This window comes from Amycolatopsis sp. NPDC051373 (genome assembly GCF_040689465.1).
Classification (GTDB): domain Bacteria; phylum Actinomycetota; class Actinomycetes; order Mycobacteriales; family Pseudonocardiaceae; genus Amycolatopsis.
Window position 1 is genome coordinate 172,382 of sequence record NZ_JBFBAE010000016.1, and the last position, 18,228, is coordinate 190,609.

The following is an 18,228-nucleotide window of genomic DNA, read 5'->3' on the forward strand; positions in this document are numbered from 1 at the left end:
TTACGGACACGCCCTGGCCAAACTAGAGCAGCGGCGGCACCGAAGCGTCGATCAGGTGCGGCCCCGGCTCCGCCAGTGCCCGGCTGAACTGCTCGGCCAGCTCCTCCGCCGTGGTCGCGCGCGTGGCGGGCACGCCCATGCCCTCGGCCATCTTCGCGAAGTCCATGTCGGGCCGGCTGAGGTCGAGCAGTTCCTTGGCCTTCGGCCCGTCCGACGCCGCGCCCACGCGCTGCAGCTCCATACGCAGGATCGCGTAGGCGTGGTTGTTGAGGATGACCGTGGTGACGTCGAGGTTCTCGCGCGCCTGAGTCCACAGCGCGGAGATCGTGTACATCGCGCTGCCGTCGGACTGGAGGTTGATCACCGGACGCGATGGCGCGGCGATCGCGGCGCCCGTGGCCACCGGCATTCCGTAGCCGATCGCGCCGCCGGTCAGCGTCAGCACGTCGTGGCGCGGGGCGCCCGCCGTGGCCGCGGGCAGCAGCAGGCCGGACGTGTTGGCCTCGTCGGCGATGATGGCCTGCTCCGGCAGCAGCGCGCCGATCACCTCGACCCAGTTCTGCGCCGTCAGCGGACCGCTCGGCAACGCCGGACGCGAAGCCTCCTGCAGCACCGGCTCGACGTCGGCGGCGACGATCGCGGCGACGTCGCTCAGCGCGGTGGCCACGTCCTGCCCGACCTCCGCCAGCACGTGGACCTTCGCGCCCTCGGGCACGAGCACGCTCGGCTTGCCGGGGTAGGCGAAGAACGACACCGGCGCCCGCGTGCCGGCCACGATCAGGTGCTTCACGCCGTCGAGCTGGTACATCGCCTGCTCCGCCAAGTACCCGAGCCGCTCGACGTTCGGCAGGCCCGCACCGCGTTCCAACCGGGTCGGGAAAGTCTCGATCAGCGCCTTCGCGCCTGTCGCGGCGGCGATGCGGCTGGTGGCCAGCAGTCCGGCCTCGCGGCAGGCGGGACCACCGATGAGCAGCGCCACCGATTCACCGCTCCGCAGCACCTCGGCGATGTTCTTCACCGTCGTCGCGTCCACGGCCTGCGGCGCGCGCGGCGGGATCGGCGCGCACGTCTCGCCGCCTTCGCCCCACGACGCGTCGGCGGGCAGGATCAGCGTGGCCACCCGGCCCGGCGCGTCCTGCGAAGCCGCGACGGCCGCCGCTGCGTCGGCACCGACGTCCTTCGTGTGCGAAGAGCGGCGTACCCAGCCTTCGAGCGAACCCGCGAGCGCGTCGATGTCCGATTCGAGCGGCGCGTCGTACTGCTTGTGGTAGGTCGCGTGATCGCCGACGACGTTGACCACCGGCGTGTGCGCGCGGCGCGCGTTGTGCAGGTTCGCGAGCCCGTTGCCGAGTCCCGGGCCGAGGTGCAGCAGGGTCGCGGCGGGCTTCTCGGCGATGCGCGCGTAGCCGTCGGCCGCGCCGGTCACCACGCCCTCGAACAGCCCGAGCACCCCGCGCATCTCCGGCACGGAGTCGAGCGCGGCGACGAAGTGCATCTCCGACGTGCCGGGGTTCGAGAAGCAGACCTCCACCCCGGCGTCGACGAGGGTGCGGATCAGGGACTGGGCGCCGTTCATGCTGCTCACTTTCTGGGTCAGGCTCAAGAGAAGAGGACACCGGGGTTGAGGATCCCGGCCGGGTCGAACCCCTGCTTGATCCGCCGCAGCAGCTCGAGCTTCGCCGGGTCTTCGAGTTCCTTGTGGTACTTGGTTTTCGTGCGGCCGAGGCCGTGCTCGCCGGAGATCGCACCGCCGAGGTCCATGGCGCAGGTGAAGATGTCGGTGAGCAGTTTCGTGCGCGTTTGCGGGTCCTTGCAGAAGATCGCAAGGTGGACGTTGCCGTCGCCGGCGTGCCCGCAGCCGATCGCGCCGGCACCAGCGGCCAGCGCCAGCTCGCGCGCCTTGGTGAGGAACGGCGACATCGACGAGCGCGGCACGACCACGTCGATCACGTCGTCGGCGCCCGCGGATTTGGCCGACCAGAACGCCTTTTCCCGCGCTTCGATGAGCTTGCGCGCGGAGCCGCCTTCGAGCACGTACACGTCGATCGCGCCGAGTTCGCCCAGCAGCTCGCCGAGCGTCTCGACGTCCTCGCCCAGCCGGCCGGTGTCGCGGTTTTCCAGCGCCACCACCAGATACGCCTGCACCTTGTCGCGGATCGCGTCGGGGACACCGAGCTCGAGCTTCTCGTTGTAGACGATCGCGGCCATCGTGAGGTTGTCGATGTACTCGAGGATGTGCGGCGCGAGCCCGCTCGTCACGATCTTCGGCACGGCAGCCATCACCTGGTCGAAGTCGTCGAACGGCGCGAGCACGGTGGCGCCGTGGGGCAGCCGCGGGTGCAGCTTCACCGTGACCTCGGTGGCGAGCGCGAGCGTGCCCTCCGAGCCGACGATCAGCTGTGTGAGGTCGTAGCCGGTGGAGATCTTCGACGTGCGCCCGCCCGTGCGGATGATCTCGCCGGTGGGCAGCACGGCCTGCAGTCCCAGGACGTTGCTGCGGGTCACGCCGTACTTGATCGCGCGCATGCCGCCCGCGTTGGTGCCGACGTTGCCGCCGATGCTCGCGCTGAGCTCCCCGGGGTACACGGGGTAGGTCAGGTTCGCCTCGGCCGTGCGCTGGTCCAGCTCCGCGAGCGTGACGCCCGGCTGGACCACGGCGACGTGGTTCACGGTGTCGATTTCGAGGACGGCGTTCATCCGCTCGAACGACACGAGCAGGCCGCCTTCGACGGGTCGCGCGGCCGCCGAGAGCCCGGTGCCGGAGCCCCGCGCGGTCACGGGCAGCCCGGCTTCGGTCGCGGCCTTCAGCAGCTCCGCGACTTCCTCGGCGCTGTGTGGCTTCGCGACGTATGCGGGCTTCTGCTGCTGCACGCTCAACGCTTCGTCGTGGGCGTAGTCGTCGGAGATCGCGTCGCCGACCAGCAGGTTCTCCGCCCCGACGATGTCCGCCAGCCGTGCCGCGACGGTACCCATCAGCTGCCACTCCCTCACGCGCCGGTGCCTGGTTACCGAAGCGTAGTACGTCGCGCGGAGGGCTCGCTATGAAACTTCTTCACGTTCACGGGAGGCGTGTCGCGAGGGGACCGTTCGCGCCCCTGCGGCGACCGGTGGCCTCGGTGCCGCGTGCCCTCCACTGGGAAATGAAAAAACGACCATTTCGGCGACGCCCCGCGAGTCGCCGAAAAATGGCCGGAAGGAAAACTGTGCCACGCCGTTGCGCACGGCGTAGCGGGTGATTCGGCGCTGGTGTCTCGGAGAAAGGGTGACCGAGGGGACCGGCCCGCGCCAACAGGCCGGCCCCCGGTGAAACCTTGCCGCCAGATCAGACAAGCCAGCCGAGCACGTGCGCCAGGTGGGCGAGCAGACCCGTGATCAGGTCGTGGCCGTGGTGCGCGTGCTGGATGAACGTGTGCATTGAGGGGCTCCTTGTTCTGATTTGTGTTCAGTTGTGCTCTCGCGAGGAGCGAACGAAGATTTTCACCGCCCTGGCGTGGTGTCAAAAAGCCATTCGACGGCTGGGGTGGGCGTTACGAATCTTCCACCGTAAACGCGTAAGGCTTTCGTGTTCTTCGGCGGGGTGCCATTGTGGACGGACGGCCACCGTAGGTAGCCGCGAGCGCAGTTGATCACTCTGGGTAGCAGACTGCCGTTGCGACAACCGAGCGTCGTAGTTACCCGAACCGGTGATGGGGCTGCCACGAATGGTGAGTCTCGGAGGTTCACACGCCCGGGTGATGGAGGCGCGGTGTCAACGCCCGCGGCGGCCGCGTCAAAGCTTCGTCAACGGCCCGAGTTCCTTGTGCCTGACCGCTTTAGCGTCGCGGGCGAAGGAGGTGTGCCGTGCCCGGACCGCTGCACGTGACCGGCTACCGCAAGGCCGTCGAGGTGATCGACGTGCTCACCGAGGGTGAGACGGGCTTCACCGAACTGCGCAGGCGCACCCGACTGTCGCGTCGCTGGCTCGCCCGGGTGCTGCGGGTGCTCGCCGCGGAGGGGCTCGTCCGGGGGACTGGTTCATGGGACGAGCGCCCGGCGCCGGACACGCGGTTCGCGCTCACCGAAGAAGGCCGGTGCCTGGCCGACGAGCTGGCCGACCTCGACGTGTGGACGGCGCTGTACGAGAACTACGTCAACGGCGCCGGCTGAGCCGGGGGCGCTGGGGGACGACGAAGGCCTCCGCGCCCGTCCGGACACCGGACGCGGAGGCCTTCGCTGGGGGTCTTACTCGGCGCGGGCGTAGGTGAGCGTCTCGCCTTCGACGCCGCGCAGCCACAGGTCCTGCGCGGCCGCCGCCATATCGGCCAGGCCCTCTTCGATCGTGGCGAACACGTTGCCCGGCACCCAGCCGGCGTCGCCGTTGATCAGGAGGTTGTTACGCCCGTAGAAGATCGCGAGGTCCGTGGCGCCCTGGTCGCCGTGGGCCTCGCTGCCGTCGTCGTAGCCGTACGCGGGGTTGCCGATCTCCCACGCCTCGAACCCGAAGTACACGACGTCGCCCGGGATCGGCGTGATCGTCGGGTTTTCGCGGCCCGGCTTGGGGTTCGCGAAGGGCGGCACGAGCGTGTAGACCTCGTTGCGCGCGTACTTCGCGTGGTAGGCCGAGCCGCTCTGCGGCAGCGCGTCCCATACGGCCTGGCAGGTGCGCGGCGCCTCGGCGTCGAGCAGCCGCGCGCGGCAGGAGACGCCGCGCTTGTCGAGTGTGATCGTGATGTAGCGCGCCATTCCTCAGCTCCCTGCGGTGACGGAGGCGACGACGTCGCCCCAGATCTTCAGTGCGTCGTCGACCTGCTCGGCGTTCACGACGAGCGGCGGGACCATGCGGACCACGTTCGAGTAGGCGCCGCAGGTGAGCAGCAGCAGGCCGCTCTTCGACGCCAGCTGCTGGGCCGCCGCGGCCGTCGCGCCGTCCGGCTCGCCGTCGGCGGTCGTGAACTCGGTGCCCACGAGCAGGCCGAGGCCGCGGACGTCGCCGATCGCCGGCGTCTTGTCCGCGATCAGCCGCGCGCCTTCGAGCAGCTGACGGCCGCGCTCGGCGGCGTTCTCCACCAGCTTCTCGTCTCGGATCACGTCGAGCGTCGCGATCGCCGCGGCGCACGAAACCGCGTTGCCGCCGTACGTGCCGCCCTGCGAACCCGGGTACGCCTTCGTCATCAGCTCGTGCGAAGCGGCGATGCCTGACAGCGGGAAGCCGCTCGCGAGGCCCTTCGCGATGAGCACGACGTCCGGTGTGATGCCGAAGTGGTCGTGGCCCCAGAACTTGCCGGTGCGCCCGAACCCGGCCTGCACCTCGTCGACCACGAGCACGATGCCGTGGCGGTCGGCGCGCTCGCGCAGGCCGGCCATGAACTCGTTGTTGGCCGGCACGTAGCCGCCCTCGCCGAGCACGGGCTCGACGAAGAACGCGGCCGTCTCGCTCGGCGCGGAGACGGTCTGGAACAGGTAGTCGAGCTCGCGCAGCGCGAACTTCGTGGCGGTCTGCTCGTCCCAGCCGTAGTGGAAGGCGTAGGGGAACGGGGCCACGTGCACGCCGCCCATCAGCGGGCCGATACCGGTGCTGAACCGGGTGCCGGACGTGGTCATGGTGGCCGCCGCGACCGTGCGGCCGTGGAAGCCGCCTTGGAAGACGATCACGTTGGGGCGCTTGGTCGCCTGGCGCGCGAGGCGCAGCGCGGCTTCGACGGCTTCACTGCCGGAGTTGGCGTAGAAGAGCGAGTCGAGACCCGTCGGCAGCACCTCGCCGAGGCGGCGGGTGAGCTCCAGCAACGGCTTGTGCATCACGGTCGTGTACTGGCCGTGGATGAGCTTGCCGATCTGGTCGCGCGCGGCCTCGACGACGCGCGGGTGGCAGTGGCCGGTACTGGTCACGCCGATCCCCGCGGTGAAGTCGAGGTGACGTTTCCCGTCGACGTCGTAGAGGTACACCCCTTCACCGTGGTCGACCACGACGGGAGTGGCCTGCTTGAGCAGCGGGGAAAGCTCGGCCATGCGGCGCTCCTGGTTCTTGGTGTGAGGTTGCTCGGGAAAGCACTGTGTGCGGTTGTCGATTGTTGACAATATCCATAGCATGGCCTCGGGACAACACGGAGGAGCAAGCTGGATGAGCGCGATCACTGAAGCCGGCGTCGTCGGCGCGGTCGACAAGGAACTCTTCGTCGGCGGCAAGTGGGTGCCCGCGAAGAGCGGGAAGACCTTCGAGGTGCAGGACCCGTCCACCGGCACCGCCCTGTGCGAGGTGGCCGACGCCGGCGCCGAGGACGGCATGGCGGCCCTCGACGCGGCCGTCGCGGCGCAGGCCGGCTGGGCCGCCGTCGCACCCCGTGAACGAGGCGAGATCCTTCGCCGGGCCTACGACAAGCTGATCGAGCGCCGCGACGAGCTGGCGCTGCTGATGACCCTCGAAATGGGCAAGCCGCTGGCCGAGGCCGCGGGCGAGATCACCTACGCCGCCGAGTTCTTCCGCTGGTTCGCCGAGGAGGCCGTGCGCATCGACGGCGGGTACGCGACGGCGCCCAACGGCGTCGGCCGCTTCCTCATCACCAAGCAGCCCGTGGGCCCGACGCTGCTGATCACGCCGTGGAACTTCCCCATGGCGATGGGCACGCGCAAGATCGGCCCGGCCGTGGCCGCCGGCTGCACGATGGTGATCAAGCCGGCCGCGCAGACGCCGTTGTCGATGCTCGCGCTGGCGTCGATCCTCGCCGAGGCGGGGCTGCCCGAGGGCGTGCTGAACGTCGTCACGACCACCGACGCGGGTGGCGTGATGGAGCCGCTGATCCGCGACGGACGCGCGCGCAAGCTGTCGTTCACCGGGTCGACCGCGGTGGGGCGCAAGCTGCTGGAGCAGTGCGCGGAGAAGGTGCTGCGCACGTCGATGGAGCTGGGTGGCAACGCGCCGTTCCTGGTCTTCGACGACGCGGACCTCGACGCCGCCGTGGAAGGCGCGATGCAGGCGAAGATGCGCAACATCGGCGAGGCGTGCACGGCGGCCAACCGCTTCTACGTGCAGCGCGGCGTGGCCGACGAGTTCTCGCGGCGGCTGACCGAGCGCATGCAGGCGCTGGCGATGGGGCGTGGCACGGAGGAGGGCGTGGTCGTCGGCCCGCTGATCGACGAAGCCGCCGTGAACAAGGTGACCGCGCTGGTCAAGGACGCTACCGACCGCGGCGCGCGGGTGCTCACCGGCGGCGCGACCGTGGACGGGCCCGGCCACTTCTACCAGGCCACGGTGCTCACGGACGTGCCGGTCGACGCGCGGATGGCGTCGGAGGAGATCTTCGGGCCGGTCGCGCCGATCACCCCGTTCGACACCGAGGACGAGGCGATCGCGAAGGCCAACGACACGGAGTACGGCCTGGTTTCGTACCTGTTCACCAGCGACGTGAAGCGGGCGCTGCGCGTGTCGGAGCGGCTCGAGGCCGGGATGATCGGGCTGAACCAGGGCATCGTGTCGAACCCGGCGGCGCCGTTCGGCGGCATCAAGCAGTCGGGGCTCGGGCGTGAGGGTGGCACGGTCGGCATCGAGGAGTTCCTCGAGACCAAGTACATCGCGGTGAGCCTGTGAGTGAGTACCGCATCGCGAGCATCCCGGGCGACGGGATCGGCGTCGACGTCACGGTCGAGGCGCGCAAGGTCCTGGACGCGGCCGCTGCTCGGCACGGCTTTTCCTTGCAGTGGACCGAGTTCGACTGGAGCTGCGAGCGCTACACCCAGACCGGCGCGATGATGCCGGACGACGGCGTGGCGCAGCTGGCGGCATTCGACGGCATCCTGCTGGGTGCCGTCGGGTTCCCCGGTGTGCCGGACCACATTTCCTTGTGGGGCTTGCTGATCCCGCTGCGGCGCGCGTTTCAGCAGTACGTGAACCTGCGGCCGGTACGGCTGCTGCCGGGCACCACGTCGGTGCTTTCGGGGCGGACGGCCGACGAGCTGGAGATGGTGATCGTCCGCGAGAACTCCGAGGGCGAGTACTCGGCGATCGGCGGACGGCACAACTCCGGGCGGCCGGACGAGTTCGTGCTGCAGGAATCCGTGTTCACGCGGGTCGGGGTGGAACGGATCATCCGGTACGCGTTCGAGCTGGCGCGTACGCGTTCTTCTCGCGTGACGTCGGCGACGAAGTCCAACGGGCTGATCCACTCGATGCCGTTCTGGGACGAGATCTTCGCCGAGGTGGCGGCGAAGTATCCGGACGTCGAAAGTGGACAGATGCACGTGGATGCGTTGGCAGCGCGCATGGTTCAGGCGCCGGACCGGCTCGACGTGGTCGTCGGGTCGAACCTCTTCGGCGACATTCTGAGCGACCTGGCGGCCGCCGTCACGGGCGGGCTGGGCATGGCGCCGTCCGGAAACATCAACCCATCGGGTGAGTTTCCGTCGATGTTCGAAGCCGTCCACGGGAGTGCTCCGGACATCGCCGGCCAGGGCATCGCCAACCCGGTGGCCCAGATCCTGGCGGGTGCGATGCTTCTCGAACACCTGGGCGAAACCGTTGCCGCGCAAGCGATCCGTACCTCCGTCGACGAGGTGCTCACGGCCGGCGCCGAGCTCACCCCCGACCTCGGCGGCACCGCTACCACAACTCGCCTCGGCACGGCGGTGGCCGAAGCGCTCCGCTGATTTTTCGTCGGTGCTCCCCGCTTCACTTCTCCTCGACCGACCGGCTCCCGCCGGACCGGTTTCGTCGAACGAGGGGGAGCACCGATGTGCGAGCAGTGCGAGGACCGCGAAAACACGGGTAGACCCGGGGAGCGTTACCTGGCGGAGATCCTCGAGCGGATCCAGGAGTACGGCTGGTGCGTCCAGGGCGTGCTGGGCACGGGTCCCCGGCCGCCCTGGGCCTACACCGTCGGCCTGACGGCCCACGGCTTGCCGGAGCTCGTGGTCACCGGCCTGCCGCCACACCCGTCCATCCTGCTGCTGGGCGCCGCCGCCGAACGCTCCTTCGACTCCGGACCACCGCAGCCCGGCGAGATCTTTTCCTTGCGGGGCTTGCCTTCCGTCGAGGTCGTCGCCCTCACGTCACCGTCGGCGCACCTGTCGGTCGCGGTTTCCCTGTACGGCCATGACATCCGCGCCTTGCAACTCGTCCACGCCGACGAAGCCGGCCGCTTCCCCTGGTCCCCGTCCTACCGCGACGGCCTCGGTGGCCAGCCGGTGCTGGGGACGCGGTCCGATGACTGAACGAGGGTGGCGCGGTCTTCGGCCGGCGTTGTCACGTGGTCTCCGCCGGCGGTTGTCCTGCGCGGCGAACGAATCGGGGCGCGGCGACCGGCGCCGGCGGGTTGCTCTCACGGGCCCTCGTGTTGCCGTGGCGGCCGTGACGGTCAGCCTGTCCGCCGTCTGCCGGCCGATGGCTCGGCGGGCGTGGCGCCGTCTTGCTCGCGGATTGTCCGGTGCGAATGTCCGCCGCTCACTGTTTCTCCTTGCGGCAGCAGGGGAATCGCGGCATGGCGGCGTGCGCACGCCCGTGAGCCGAGTTGCCGTCGCAGGCACGCGCGATGCTGCGAAGGCGGCGCGCGGTGCGACCTGCGCAGGCGGACCGACGCCTGCGCGAGGGTGGCGCGGTCTCTGGCCGGTGTTGCCGTGCCTGCGCGGTCGCGGCTCGTGGTCACGGTCACGCGGGAGCCGGCGCTTCGCCTTCCTTCAAGGTCGTCCCCGGCACCAGCCGGCCGATCGCGTCCTCCATGTGCGCGTCCAGCAGGTGCAGGGCCGCGTCCGCGTCACCGGTGCGCAGGGCGTCGATGATGCGCGTGTGTTCGTCCACGCGGTCTTCCACGCCCTGGTAGGTGCTCTGCAGCAGCGTCAGGCACATGCGCGTCTCGATGAGGAGGGTGCGGGCCATGCGCACGAGGCGTTTGCTGCCGGAGGCGTTGATGAGGGCCTCGTGGAAGGCGAGGTCGGCGGCGGAGAGCGCGGTGGGGTCGTCGTCGTTCGCGGCGGCGGCCATGTCGGCCACGAACTGCTCCAGCGAGGCCGCGATGAGCTCGCGGTCGCCGCGCAGGGCGCACAGCAGCGCGGCGCGCTCGACGGCCGAGCGGGCGAGGTAGATGTCGAACACGTCGCTGGGCTCGAGGTCGATCACGAACAGGCCGCGGTGGCGCTCGCTGCGGAGCAGTCCTTCGGAGACGAGGTGCTGCATCGCCTCGCGCAGCGGGCCGCGCGAGACCTGGAAGCGCGAGGCGAGGTCGGTCTCGCCGAGCTGGGTGCCGGGAGGCAGGGCGCCGGTCATGATCGCGTCGCGCAGCTGGCGCGCGATCACGGCGGCGGTCGACTCCCGGCTGACCGGTTCGATGTCGGGCAGGACGACCACGGCTCAGCTCCTCACCCGGAACAGCGCGCCCAGCGAACGCACCAGACGCGTGGTGCCGGTGAGTCGCAGGCCTTCCCAGATCGTCACCTGGTTCGCCGTGAGCACGGGCTTGCCCAGCGCAGTCTCGATGGTGTTGATCTCGCCGAGCGTGCGCATCGCGGTGTCCGGCACGAGCACGGCGTCGGCCTCGGGGTGGTTGTTCTCCACGGCCAGGCGCACCACGGCGTCGGGCTCGAGCCGGCCGACCTCGGCGGCGGTGTCGATGCCCGCGCTCGCCATCGTCAGCACCTCGACACCGCCGGCGGCGAGGAAGTCCACGAACAAGCGCGCCACGTCGTCGGGGTAGCTCGCGGCCACCGCGACGCGCTTCACGCCGAGGGCCTGAGCCGCGTGCACGAAGGCGAACGAGGTGCTCGATGCCGGGACCCCTGCCACCGCGGAGAGACGGTCGGCCTGGTCGCGCGCCCCGTCCCAGCCGTACACGAAGCTGCCGGAGGTGCAGGCCCAGATCACGGCGTCGGGCTCGTGCTTGGCGAGCTGGTCCGCGCCGTCGGCGAGGCGGGCCTCGCTGCCGAGGTCGAGCAGCTCTGGCACGGCGTGCAGGTCGGTGCCGTAGATGTGCTCGACCGGCAGCCGGATGTCGCCTTCGTCGGCGTCCGACCCGCCGAGCAGCTGCTCGGCGAGCGGGTAGTCGTCCTCGGCCGCGTGGTCGGGGTAGATGAAGCCGATCGTGGTCACAAAACCTCCGGGATACGCAGATTGTCGACAATCTTAGACAGGTGGGTCAAGAGACCTCCCGCAGCCACTTGCCGGGGCCGACGATCGGCAGGTACATGCGGCGCAGGCAGGCCCACATGGTCAGCTGGTTGGCCGTCAGCACGGGCTTGCCCAGCGCTTTCTCGAGGGGCTCGATCAAGTCGAAGGTGGGGAGGTTGGTGCAGCTGACGAAGATCGCTTCGGCGTCGCTGTGGTCGGCGGCGAGGATGCGCTCGGCGATGGTGCGGTAGCTGACCTTCCAGATGCCGCCGCCCAGCCCGAGGTGGTCGCTGGACACCGTGGTCACGCCGAGCTCGGCGAGGAAGTCGTGGAGCTTGCCGGTGAGGTCGGCGTCGTAGGGGGTGAGCACCGAGATCCGGTGCAGGTCGAGCTGCTGCAGCACCTCGGCCAGCGCCCCCGAGGTCGTCACGGCGTCGGGCGCGCCCGCGTCACAGATCGCCTTGGTGAGGGAGCGTTCGTAGCCGATGCCGTTGACGAAGCTGCCCGACGTGCAGAGGTAGGCGACGACCTCGGGCTCGACGTGCAGCACGTCGCGGGTCGCGGCCGCGAGGTGGCGGCTGTCGCTCACGAGCTGCGCCATCTCCATGCTCACGGGCACGGGCTCGTACGGCGTGCGGGCGAGGTGGAGGGAGACCTCCATCGGTACCCACCGCCAGAGTTCGCGTTCGAGGGCGAGGTCGAACGGTGCGATCACGCCGATGCCGCGCTGGGCTAGCGGGCCCTCGAACGCGAGGAAGTCCAGATCCAAGGCTCAGCCTCCGGAATACGCCTGTGCAGATGACACGTCCGGTGCTCCGGGGGTCGTCCTCGGATTGTTGACAATCATACGAGCCACTTTTACGGTGTCAATGTGATCGCCTCGGAATTTCCCGTGCTGGCGGTGCTGTGCGGGTCGGCTCCACCACCGGACATGGCCGCTATCGAAAAGGCGGCGGTGGTTCGTTACACCGACGCGGGAGGACTCACCGAAGCGCTTACCGGAGCCCAGGGTCTGTTCGTCTACGATTTCCTCTCCACGGCCGTGCCCGGAGCATGGCACGCGGCCGGCGATCTGCGCTGGCTGCACATCGCGAGCGCCGGCGTCGACCCGGTGCTGTTCCCCGGCCTGGTCGAGAGCGACGTCGTGCTCACGAACTCGCGGGGCGTCTTCGACGACGCCATCGCCGAGTACGTGCTGGGCGTGGTCTTGGCCTTCGCCAAGGACTTCGCGCGTTCGCTCGACCTGCAGCGCGCCGGCACGTGGCAGCACCGCGAGACCGAACGCGTCGCCGGGCGCGAGGTGCTCGTGGTCGGCACCGGGCCCATCGGCCGCTCGATCGCGCGGCTGCTGCGCGCGGCCGGCCTGCGCGTGTCCGGGGCCGGGCGGCGCCCGCGCACGGGCGACCCCGACTTCGGCACGGTGCATGACTCCGCGCACCTCGCCGAGCACTTGCCCGCCTTCGACTACGTCGTGGCCGTCGCGCCGCTGACCGAGCAGACGAAGGGCATGTTCGACGCGGCGGCCTTCGCGGCGATGAAGCCGTCGGCGCGGTTCGTGAACGTCGGGCGCGGCGAGCTGGTGGTCACGTCCGACCTGGTGGCGGCGTTGCGCGGCGGGCAGATCGCGGGCGCGGCCCTCGACGTGTTCGACACCGAGCCGCTGCCGGGCGACAGTCCACTCTGGACCATGCCGGACGTGCTGCTGTCGCCGCACATGTCGGGGGACTTCCTCGGCTGGCGCACCACCCTGGTAGAGGTGTTCGCGGCGAACTTCCGCCGCTGGGTGGCCGGGGAGCCGTTGCACAACGTCGTGGACAAACGGCTCGGATACGTGCCGTCGGAATCTCAGGGAGCAGCCGGATGAGCCACCGGGAACTGACCGCCAGCGAACTGGTCGCCGCCTACGCCACCGGAGAGCTTTCGCCGGTGGAAGCGACCGAGGACGCGCTGCAGGCCATCGAGGAACGCGACGGTGAACTCAACGCGTTCTGCCTCGTCGACGCCGACCGCGCGCTGGAACAGGCGAAGGCCGCCGAGATCCGCTGGCGCGACGGCAACCCGATCGGCTGGCTCGACGGCGTGCCCTCGTCGATCAAGGACATGTTCCTCACCGCAGGCTGGCCCACGCGGCGCGGCTCCACGAGCATCCCGGCCGAGGGGTCGTGGGACGTCGACAGCCCCGTGATGGCGCGGATGCGCGAGGCCGGCCTGGTGGTGCTGGGCAAGACGACCACGCCCGAGATCGCGTGGAAGGGCGTGACCGACAGCGAGCTCGTCGGCATCACGCGTAACCCCGTGAACCCGGCGATGACCGCGGGCGGCTCGAGTGGCGGCAGCGCCGCGGCCGTCGCGGCGGACATGGGCGCGATCTCCGTGGGCACCGACGGCGGTGGTTCGGTGCGGATCCCCGCGTCGTTCTGCGGGATCGTCGGTCTGAAGCCGACCCACGGCCGGATCCCGCTGTTCCCGGCGAGCCCGTTCGGCCCGCTGTCGCACGCCGGGCCGATGGCGCGCAGCGTCGACGACACCGCGCTGCTGCTCGACGTGATCGCCACTTCCGACCCGCGCGACCCGGCCGCGCTGGCGCCCCCCGTCGGCACCTACCGCGAGGCCGTGCGGCGCGACGTGCGCGGGCTGATCGCGGCGTTCTCGCCGACGCTCGGCTATGTGGACGTCGACCCGGAGGTGGCGGCGATCATCGCGGCGGCCGTGAAGGCGCTCGACGACGCGGGGCTGCAGATCGAAGAGGCGGACCCGGGGTTCGAGGACCCCAAGCCGTCGTTCGACATTCTGTGGTCCACCGGCGCGGCGAAGCTGCTGGACTCATTCCCGCCGGGCAGCGAGGACCGCGTCGACCCGGGCCTGCGCCGCGTGTGGGAGCAGGGCAAGACCTACAGCGCGAGCGACTACCTCGACGCCACCGCGGCGCGCGCGGCGCTCGGCATCCTGATGGGCGAGTTCCACACGCGCTACGACGTGCTGATCACCCCGACCATCCCGATCCCGCCGTTCGAGGCCGGGCACGACGTGCCGCCGGGCAGCGGGCTGAGCGAGTGGCCGGAGTGGACGCCGTTCACCTACCCGTTCAACATGACGCAGCAGCCGGCGATCAGCGTCCCGGCGGGTCGGACGTCGGCCGGATTGCCGGTGGGGCTGCAGATCGTGGGCCCGCGGCACTCCGACGACCTGGTGCTGGCCGTCGCGAAGCTGCTCGAAGAGGTGCGGCCCTGGGTAGTGCGCTGACCCGACGCACGTTGGGGTGAAAACCGGCCGCGAGCGCCGGAAACTGTGTCAGGGTCTGGCGCGTGCATTCCACGGGCTGGCGGTACGAGCAGGCGATCGCCACTGTCGACATGACCGGTCAACCCACTCGCGTGATCGTGGGCCTCATCGAATGCGACGACCGTCTCTCGGCCGCCCTCCGCATCGAAGACGGCCCCACGGCGCTGGTGCCGCTCGAAACGGGCGGCGAGCTGCTCAAGGCGCTGCGCCAGACCCTCGAGAGCTGGTGGAAGCTCGACGGGCACCGCGACGTCGCGCCGGAGCCGCGTTCTCCCGGGCGCTGACTAGCGGAATCCCTGACTACCGGGAACCGTCATTGCCGGAAACACTCAGTACCGAAACGCCAGCCGCGCCAGGTGGTCCCGGCCGGTCGGCGTGATCCGCAGGGCTCGCCCGGCCGGGCGGCGGCGCACCCAGCCCGCGTCGAGGAAGCCGTTCAGCAGTGCGGCACCGAGTGCGCCGGCGAGGTGGACCCTGCCCTGTGACCAGTCGAGGCAGGCGCGGACGGGTGGCGCCGCGGTGACTCCGGTGATCCCGAGTGCGGTCAGCAACGGGTGGTCGAAGGTGCGTACTGCGTCGGTGTCGCCGGGGCTGAGCGCGCCGACGACACCGTCTTCGTGAAGCCGTGCCGCGATCGTGACGCCGAGCCGGCCGCCGAGATGGCCGTAACAAGCGCGGGCCTCGAGTAGTTCGTCCGTCGGCTGGTCCGGCTGCAGGTTCGCGGGCAGCCGCGGGGGCGCGAGCGCGGCGAGGGCCTCCACGAGCTGGGCGACCTCCGGCCCGGCGAGCCGGTGCAGCCGCCGCCGGCCGGACTCCGCCACTCGCACCAGGCCCGCGTCACACAGCCTGCGCAAGTGCGCGCTCGCCGTGGACGGGGCGATACCCGCGACCGTCGCCAGGACGCGCGCGGTGTGCGCGTCACCGTCCATGAGCTGCAGCAGCATCGCCGCGCGCGCCGGTTCGCCGATCGCCTGCGCGACGGTCGCGATGTCCGGTCCGGCCGTCATCGGCCGAGATTAGCCCGCGGACAGTTCGCTGCGGAGCGAAATGTTGTTGTGGTTAGCTGCGAGCCATGACCGAGTTCACGACGCCGATCGACGACCGTTGGTTCGAGGACTACCCGCAAGGCGCGGTGTACGAGTTCGGCGAAGCCGTGGTGACCGCGGAAGAGATCGTCGATTACGCGCGCCGCTTCGACCCGCAGAGCTTCCACACCGACCCGGCCGCGGCCGAGCACGGCCCCTTCGGCGGGCTCGTCGCCAGCGGCTGGCACACGGCGGGCGTGATGATGCGGATGTTCGTGGACCACTTCCTGTCCTCGGTGTCCAGCCTCGGCAGCCCCGGCATGGACGACCTGCGCTGGCCACGCCCCGTGCGCCCTGGGGACAAGCTCCACCTGCGCGCCACCATCGAGGACGCGCGCCTCTCGAAGTCCAAGCCGGACCGCGGGCTGCTCCGCACGCACATCGAGCTGTTCAACGCCGACGACGAGGTGGTGATGAGCGCTCACGCCATCAACTTCATGGCTGTGCGCCCGAAATAACCGATTCGCGGCGGATTCAGACGGCCGGCAGGGCGCCCGACGCAACCGGTCGCCGGAGCACCAACCCGCGCACCTGCCGGCTGGACAGCGCGAGCAAAGTCGCCATCACGATCAAAACACCGCAGCCCAGCAGCACGGGCTCGCGGCCCAGGTGCTCGACCAGTGGTCCCGCCGCGATCTGGCCGATGGGCATGGCCGCGAGGGACCCCAGCACGTCGTAGGAGTACACGCGGGCGAGGCGGTCCTCGGGGATGTTCTCCTGCAAGGACACGTCCCAGACGACGCTGAACTGCTCCATCGTCAAGCCGGCCAGGGCCATCGTCAGCAGGAGCGGCACCAGCGCGGGCCACAGGCTCAGGCTGAACATCGGCAGGGCCTCCGTCATCACCAGCAGCACGCCGACGAACAGCGCGCGCCGGGGTTGCCAGCGCGCGGCGACGAGGCCGCCGAAGATGGAGCCGACCGTCTCGATCGCGAGAGCGAGGCCCCAGCCCGTGCGGCCGAACGTCTCGTCGGCGACGACCGGGCCGATCACGACGAGCGTGCCGAGGCCGGCGGCGTTGACGAAGGCGAACTGCACCACCACGATCCACACCCACGTGCGCGAGCGGAACTCGTGCCAGCCCGCGACGAGGTCGGCGATCGGGTGGCTCGCCTCGATGCGGGCGCCGCGCGGCAGGCGGATGCCGCGGTAGGCGACGGCGGCGGCGAGGAACAGCACCGCGTTCACCGCGACCGCCCAGCCCGAGCCGGCCACGGCGACCACGATCCCGGCGACGCCGGCGCCCGCGACGCGGCCGGTGTTGGTGAGCAGGCGGATCAGGGCGTTGGCCTGGCTCAGCCGGTCTCGTGGAACGGTCTGGGGCGTGATGGCCGCCGCGGCAGGCAGGGAGATCGCCGCGACCGCGCCGTTCACCGCGCTCAGCCCGACGAGGAACGGGATCGACGCGAATCCACAAAGGACACTGACGGCGAGCGCGCCCTGTGTGATCGCCGCGGCCGCTTCGGTGCCCTGCATGATCACCGAGCGGGGCAGGCGGTCGGCCAGCACGCCGCCGAACAGCACCAGCGCGATGTTCGCGACTGAGCGCACGCCCACCACGAGACCGAGGTCTACGGCCGAACCGGTGAGGTCGAGCACAGCGAACGCGAGAGCCACGGGGGCGACGGCATTGGCGAAGGTGGCGAGGGTCCGTCCGGTGGCGAGCGCGCGGAAACTGCGGCCGCGCAGGGGCTCGAGGAGGCTCACGGCGAGCGAGTATCCGATCATCGGCACATTCGGCACAACTCGATATCCGCTGGCCGGGACGCACGCCACAGGTGTGGTGCGCGGCCGTGGCCCGTGTGCTCTCCTGAGGATCATGCGTATGACGATTCTGGGCAGGAGCGGCCTCGAAGTGTCGAGGATCGCCTTCGGCACGTGGCAGCTCGGCGGGCAGTGGGGTTCCTTCGACGAGGACACGGCGATCGCGGCCATCCGGCACGCGCGTGAGCTCGGCGTGACGCTCTTCGACACCGCGCAGGCCTACGGCGCCGGCGCGGCCGAGCAGCTCCTCGGCAAGGCGCTGCGCAGCGAGCTGGACCACGACCGCGACAGCGTCGTCATCGCGACCAAGGGCGGCACGAAACCGCGTGCCGAACGGGCCCGCGACTCGCGCCGCGAGTGGCTCACCCAGGGTGTCGACAACAGCCTGCGCCTGCTCGGCGTCGACCACCTCGACCTGTACCAGATCCACTGGCCCGACCCCGAGACGCCGGCGGCGGAGGTCGCGGCGACGCTGCAGGAGTTCGTCGACGCCGGCAAAGTGCGCCACGTCGGGGTCTCGAACTACACCGCCGCCGAGCTCGCCGCCTTCGACGAGAGGCGCCCGGTGGAGACGCTGCAGCCGCCGTACCACCTGTTCCGCCGCGGCATCGAGACCGATCCGCTGCCCTACGCTCGTGAGCACGACCTCGGCGTGCTCGCCTACAGCCCGCTCGGCAGCGGTCTGCTCACCGGCACCTTCACGGCGGATTCGGTCTTCGACGAGTCCGACTGGCGCTCGAAATCCTCGGCGTTCCAAGGTGAAAACCTGAGGCACAACCTGGAGATCGTCGACGAGCTCGCCAAGTTCGCCGCCGAGCGGGGCGCGTCGGTCAGCCAGCTCGCGATCGCCTGGACGCTCGCCCAACCCGGCGTCCACGTCGCCATCGTCGGAGCCCGCAAGCCGCGCAACATCGAGGCCAGCACGGCCGCCGCAGACCTCGACCTGACGCCCGAGGACCTCGCCGAGATCGAGCGCATCACCGCCGGCGCCATCCAGGTCGGTGGCGCCAGCCCGGAGGGCATCGCCTAAGG

At 70.5% G+C, this 18,228-nt stretch carries 18 protein-coding genes; 9 read left to right on the plus strand and 9 right to left on the minus strand.

What is annotated here, in order from left to right; genetic code table 11:
- Positions 1 to 22: 22 nt before the first annotated feature.
- On the minus strand, positions 23 to 1,576 hold the full coding sequence (locus tag AB0383_RS28965; RefSeq protein WP_364184055.1) for an acetolactate synthase large subunit: 1,554 nt from the start codon (positions 1,574 to 1,576) through the stop codon (positions 23 to 25).
- A gap of 23 nt (positions 1,577 to 1,599) precedes the next feature.
- Positions 1,600 to 2,973, minus strand: coding sequence for an FAD-binding oxidoreductase (locus AB0383_RS28970; RefSeq protein WP_364184058.1), 1,374 nt, complete (start codon positions 2,971 to 2,973; stop codon positions 1,600 to 1,602).
- A gap of 867 nt (positions 2,974 to 3,840) precedes the next feature.
- On the opposite strand from AB0383_RS28970, the gene AB0383_RS28975 reads away from it, so the two are divergent.
- Positions 3,841 to 4,146 carry a winged helix-turn-helix transcriptional regulator gene (locus tag AB0383_RS28975; protein WP_364184060.1) on the plus strand — a complete coding sequence of 102 codons (306 nt, stop codon included), beginning with the start codon at positions 3,841 to 3,843 and terminating at the stop codon, positions 4,144 to 4,146.
- Positions 4,147 to 4,221: 75 nt separating this feature from the next.
- On the opposite strand, the gene AB0383_RS28980 is transcribed toward AB0383_RS28975, so the two are convergent.
- Positions 4,222 to 4,722: a DUF3830 family protein gene (locus tag AB0383_RS28980; protein WP_364184063.1), complete on the minus strand. Its 501-nt coding sequence runs from the start codon at positions 4,720 to 4,722 to the stop codon at positions 4,222 to 4,224.
- Positions 4,723 to 4,725: 3 nt separating this feature from the next.
- Positions 4,726 to 5,985 carry an aminotransferase class III-fold pyridoxal phosphate-dependent enzyme gene (locus tag AB0383_RS28985; protein WP_364184066.1) on the minus strand — a complete coding sequence of 420 codons (1,260 nt, stop codon included), beginning with the start codon at positions 5,983 to 5,985 and terminating at the stop codon, positions 4,726 to 4,728.
- Between the two features lie 112 nt (positions 5,986 to 6,097).
- On the opposite strand from AB0383_RS28985, the gene AB0383_RS28990 reads away from it, so the two are divergent.
- The 3 genes from AB0383_RS28990 to AB0383_RS29000 all read left to right on the plus strand — a co-directional run bounded on the left by AB0383_RS28990 (position 6,098) and on the right by AB0383_RS29000 (position 9,180).
- Positions 6,098 to 7,561, plus strand: a complete 1,464-nt coding sequence (locus tag AB0383_RS28990; protein WP_364184069.1) for an NAD-dependent succinate-semialdehyde dehydrogenase — start codon at positions 6,098 to 6,100, stop codon at positions 7,559 to 7,561.
- Positions 7,558 to 8,616 carry a tartrate dehydrogenase gene (locus AB0383_RS28995; RefSeq protein ID WP_364184072.1) on the plus strand — a complete coding sequence of 353 codons (1,059 nt, stop codon included), beginning with the start codon at positions 7,558 to 7,560 and terminating at the stop codon, positions 8,614 to 8,616. Before AB0383_RS28990 ends, AB0383_RS28995 begins: the two co-directional genes overlap by 4 nt.
- A gap of 84 nt (positions 8,617 to 8,700) precedes the next feature.
- A complete protein-coding gene (locus AB0383_RS29000; RefSeq protein ID WP_364184074.1) occupies positions 8,701 to 9,180 on the plus strand; it encodes a DUF4262 domain-containing protein in 480 nt (159 codons plus the stop codon).
- A gap of 433 nt (positions 9,181 to 9,613) precedes the next feature.
- Here AB0383_RS29000 and AB0383_RS29005 read toward each other — a convergent pair whose 3' ends face one another.
- The 3 genes from AB0383_RS29005 to AB0383_RS29015 are packed head-to-tail and all read right to left on the minus strand — an operon-like array spanning position 9,614 to position 11,834.
- Positions 9,614 to 10,309, minus strand: a complete 696-nt coding sequence (locus AB0383_RS29005; RefSeq protein ID WP_364184077.1) for a GntR family transcriptional regulator — start codon at positions 10,307 to 10,309, stop codon at positions 9,614 to 9,616.
- Positions 10,310 to 10,312: 3 nt separating this feature from the next.
- Positions 10,313 to 11,047 carry a maleate cis-trans isomerase gene (locus AB0383_RS29010; protein WP_364184080.1) on the minus strand — a complete coding sequence of 245 codons (735 nt, stop codon included), beginning with the start codon at positions 11,045 to 11,047 and terminating at the stop codon, positions 10,313 to 10,315.
- A 46-nt stretch (positions 11,048 to 11,093) separates the two neighbouring features.
- Entirely contained in the window at positions 11,094 to 11,834 is a 741-nt protein-coding gene (locus AB0383_RS29015) for an Asp/Glu/hydantoin racemase (RefSeq protein ID WP_364184083.1), read from the minus strand.
- A 102-nt stretch (positions 11,835 to 11,936) separates the two neighbouring features.
- Between AB0383_RS29015 and AB0383_RS29020 the strand changes: the two genes are divergently transcribed.
- The 3 genes from AB0383_RS29020 to AB0383_RS29030 all read left to right on the plus strand — a co-directional run bounded on the left by AB0383_RS29020 (position 11,937) and on the right by AB0383_RS29030 (position 14,631).
- The gene (locus tag AB0383_RS29020; protein WP_364184086.1) at positions 11,937 to 12,929 is read left to right on the plus strand and encodes a D-2-hydroxyacid dehydrogenase; all 993 of its coding nucleotides are present in this window, start codon (positions 11,937 to 11,939) and stop codon (positions 12,927 to 12,929) included.
- Positions 12,926 to 14,308 (plus strand): amidase, encoded by a 1,383-nt coding sequence (locus tag AB0383_RS29025; RefSeq protein ID WP_364184089.1) that lies wholly within the window; start codon positions 12,926 to 12,928, stop codon positions 14,306 to 14,308. Before AB0383_RS29020 ends, AB0383_RS29025 begins: the two co-directional genes overlap by 4 nt.
- Positions 14,309 to 14,370: 62 nt before the next feature.
- Positions 14,371 to 14,631 carry a hypothetical protein gene (locus AB0383_RS29030; RefSeq protein WP_364184092.1) on the plus strand — a complete coding sequence of 87 codons (261 nt, stop codon included), beginning with the start codon at positions 14,371 to 14,373 and terminating at the stop codon, positions 14,629 to 14,631.
- 45 nt (positions 14,632 to 14,676) lie between these two features.
- On the opposite strand, the gene AB0383_RS29035 is transcribed toward AB0383_RS29030, so the two are convergent.
- Positions 14,677 to 15,354, minus strand: coding sequence for a helix-turn-helix transcriptional regulator (locus tag AB0383_RS29035; protein ID WP_366189024.1), 678 nt, complete (start codon positions 15,352 to 15,354; stop codon positions 14,677 to 14,679).
- A gap of 65 nt (positions 15,355 to 15,419) precedes the next feature.
- On the opposite strand from AB0383_RS29035, the gene AB0383_RS29040 reads away from it, so the two are divergent.
- Positions 15,420 to 15,890 carry a MaoC family dehydratase gene (locus AB0383_RS29040; RefSeq protein ID WP_364184098.1) on the plus strand — a complete coding sequence of 157 codons (471 nt, stop codon included), beginning with the start codon at positions 15,420 to 15,422 and terminating at the stop codon, positions 15,888 to 15,890.
- Positions 15,891 to 15,906: 16 nt separating this feature from the next.
- Here the strand turns inward: AB0383_RS29040 and AB0383_RS29045 are convergent, their stop codons facing one another.
- The gene (locus AB0383_RS29045) at positions 15,907 to 17,160 is read right to left on the minus strand and encodes an MFS transporter (RefSeq protein WP_366189025.1); all 1,254 of its coding nucleotides are present in this window, start codon (positions 17,158 to 17,160) and stop codon (positions 15,907 to 15,909) included.
- Between the two features lie 91 nt (positions 17,161 to 17,251).
- On the opposite strand from AB0383_RS29045, the gene AB0383_RS29050 reads away from it, so the two are divergent.
- Positions 17,252 to 18,226, plus strand: a complete 975-nt coding sequence (locus AB0383_RS29050; RefSeq protein ID WP_366189026.1) for an aldo/keto reductase — start codon at positions 17,252 to 17,254, stop codon at positions 18,224 to 18,226.
- Positions 18,227 to 18,228 lie beyond the last annotated feature (2 nt).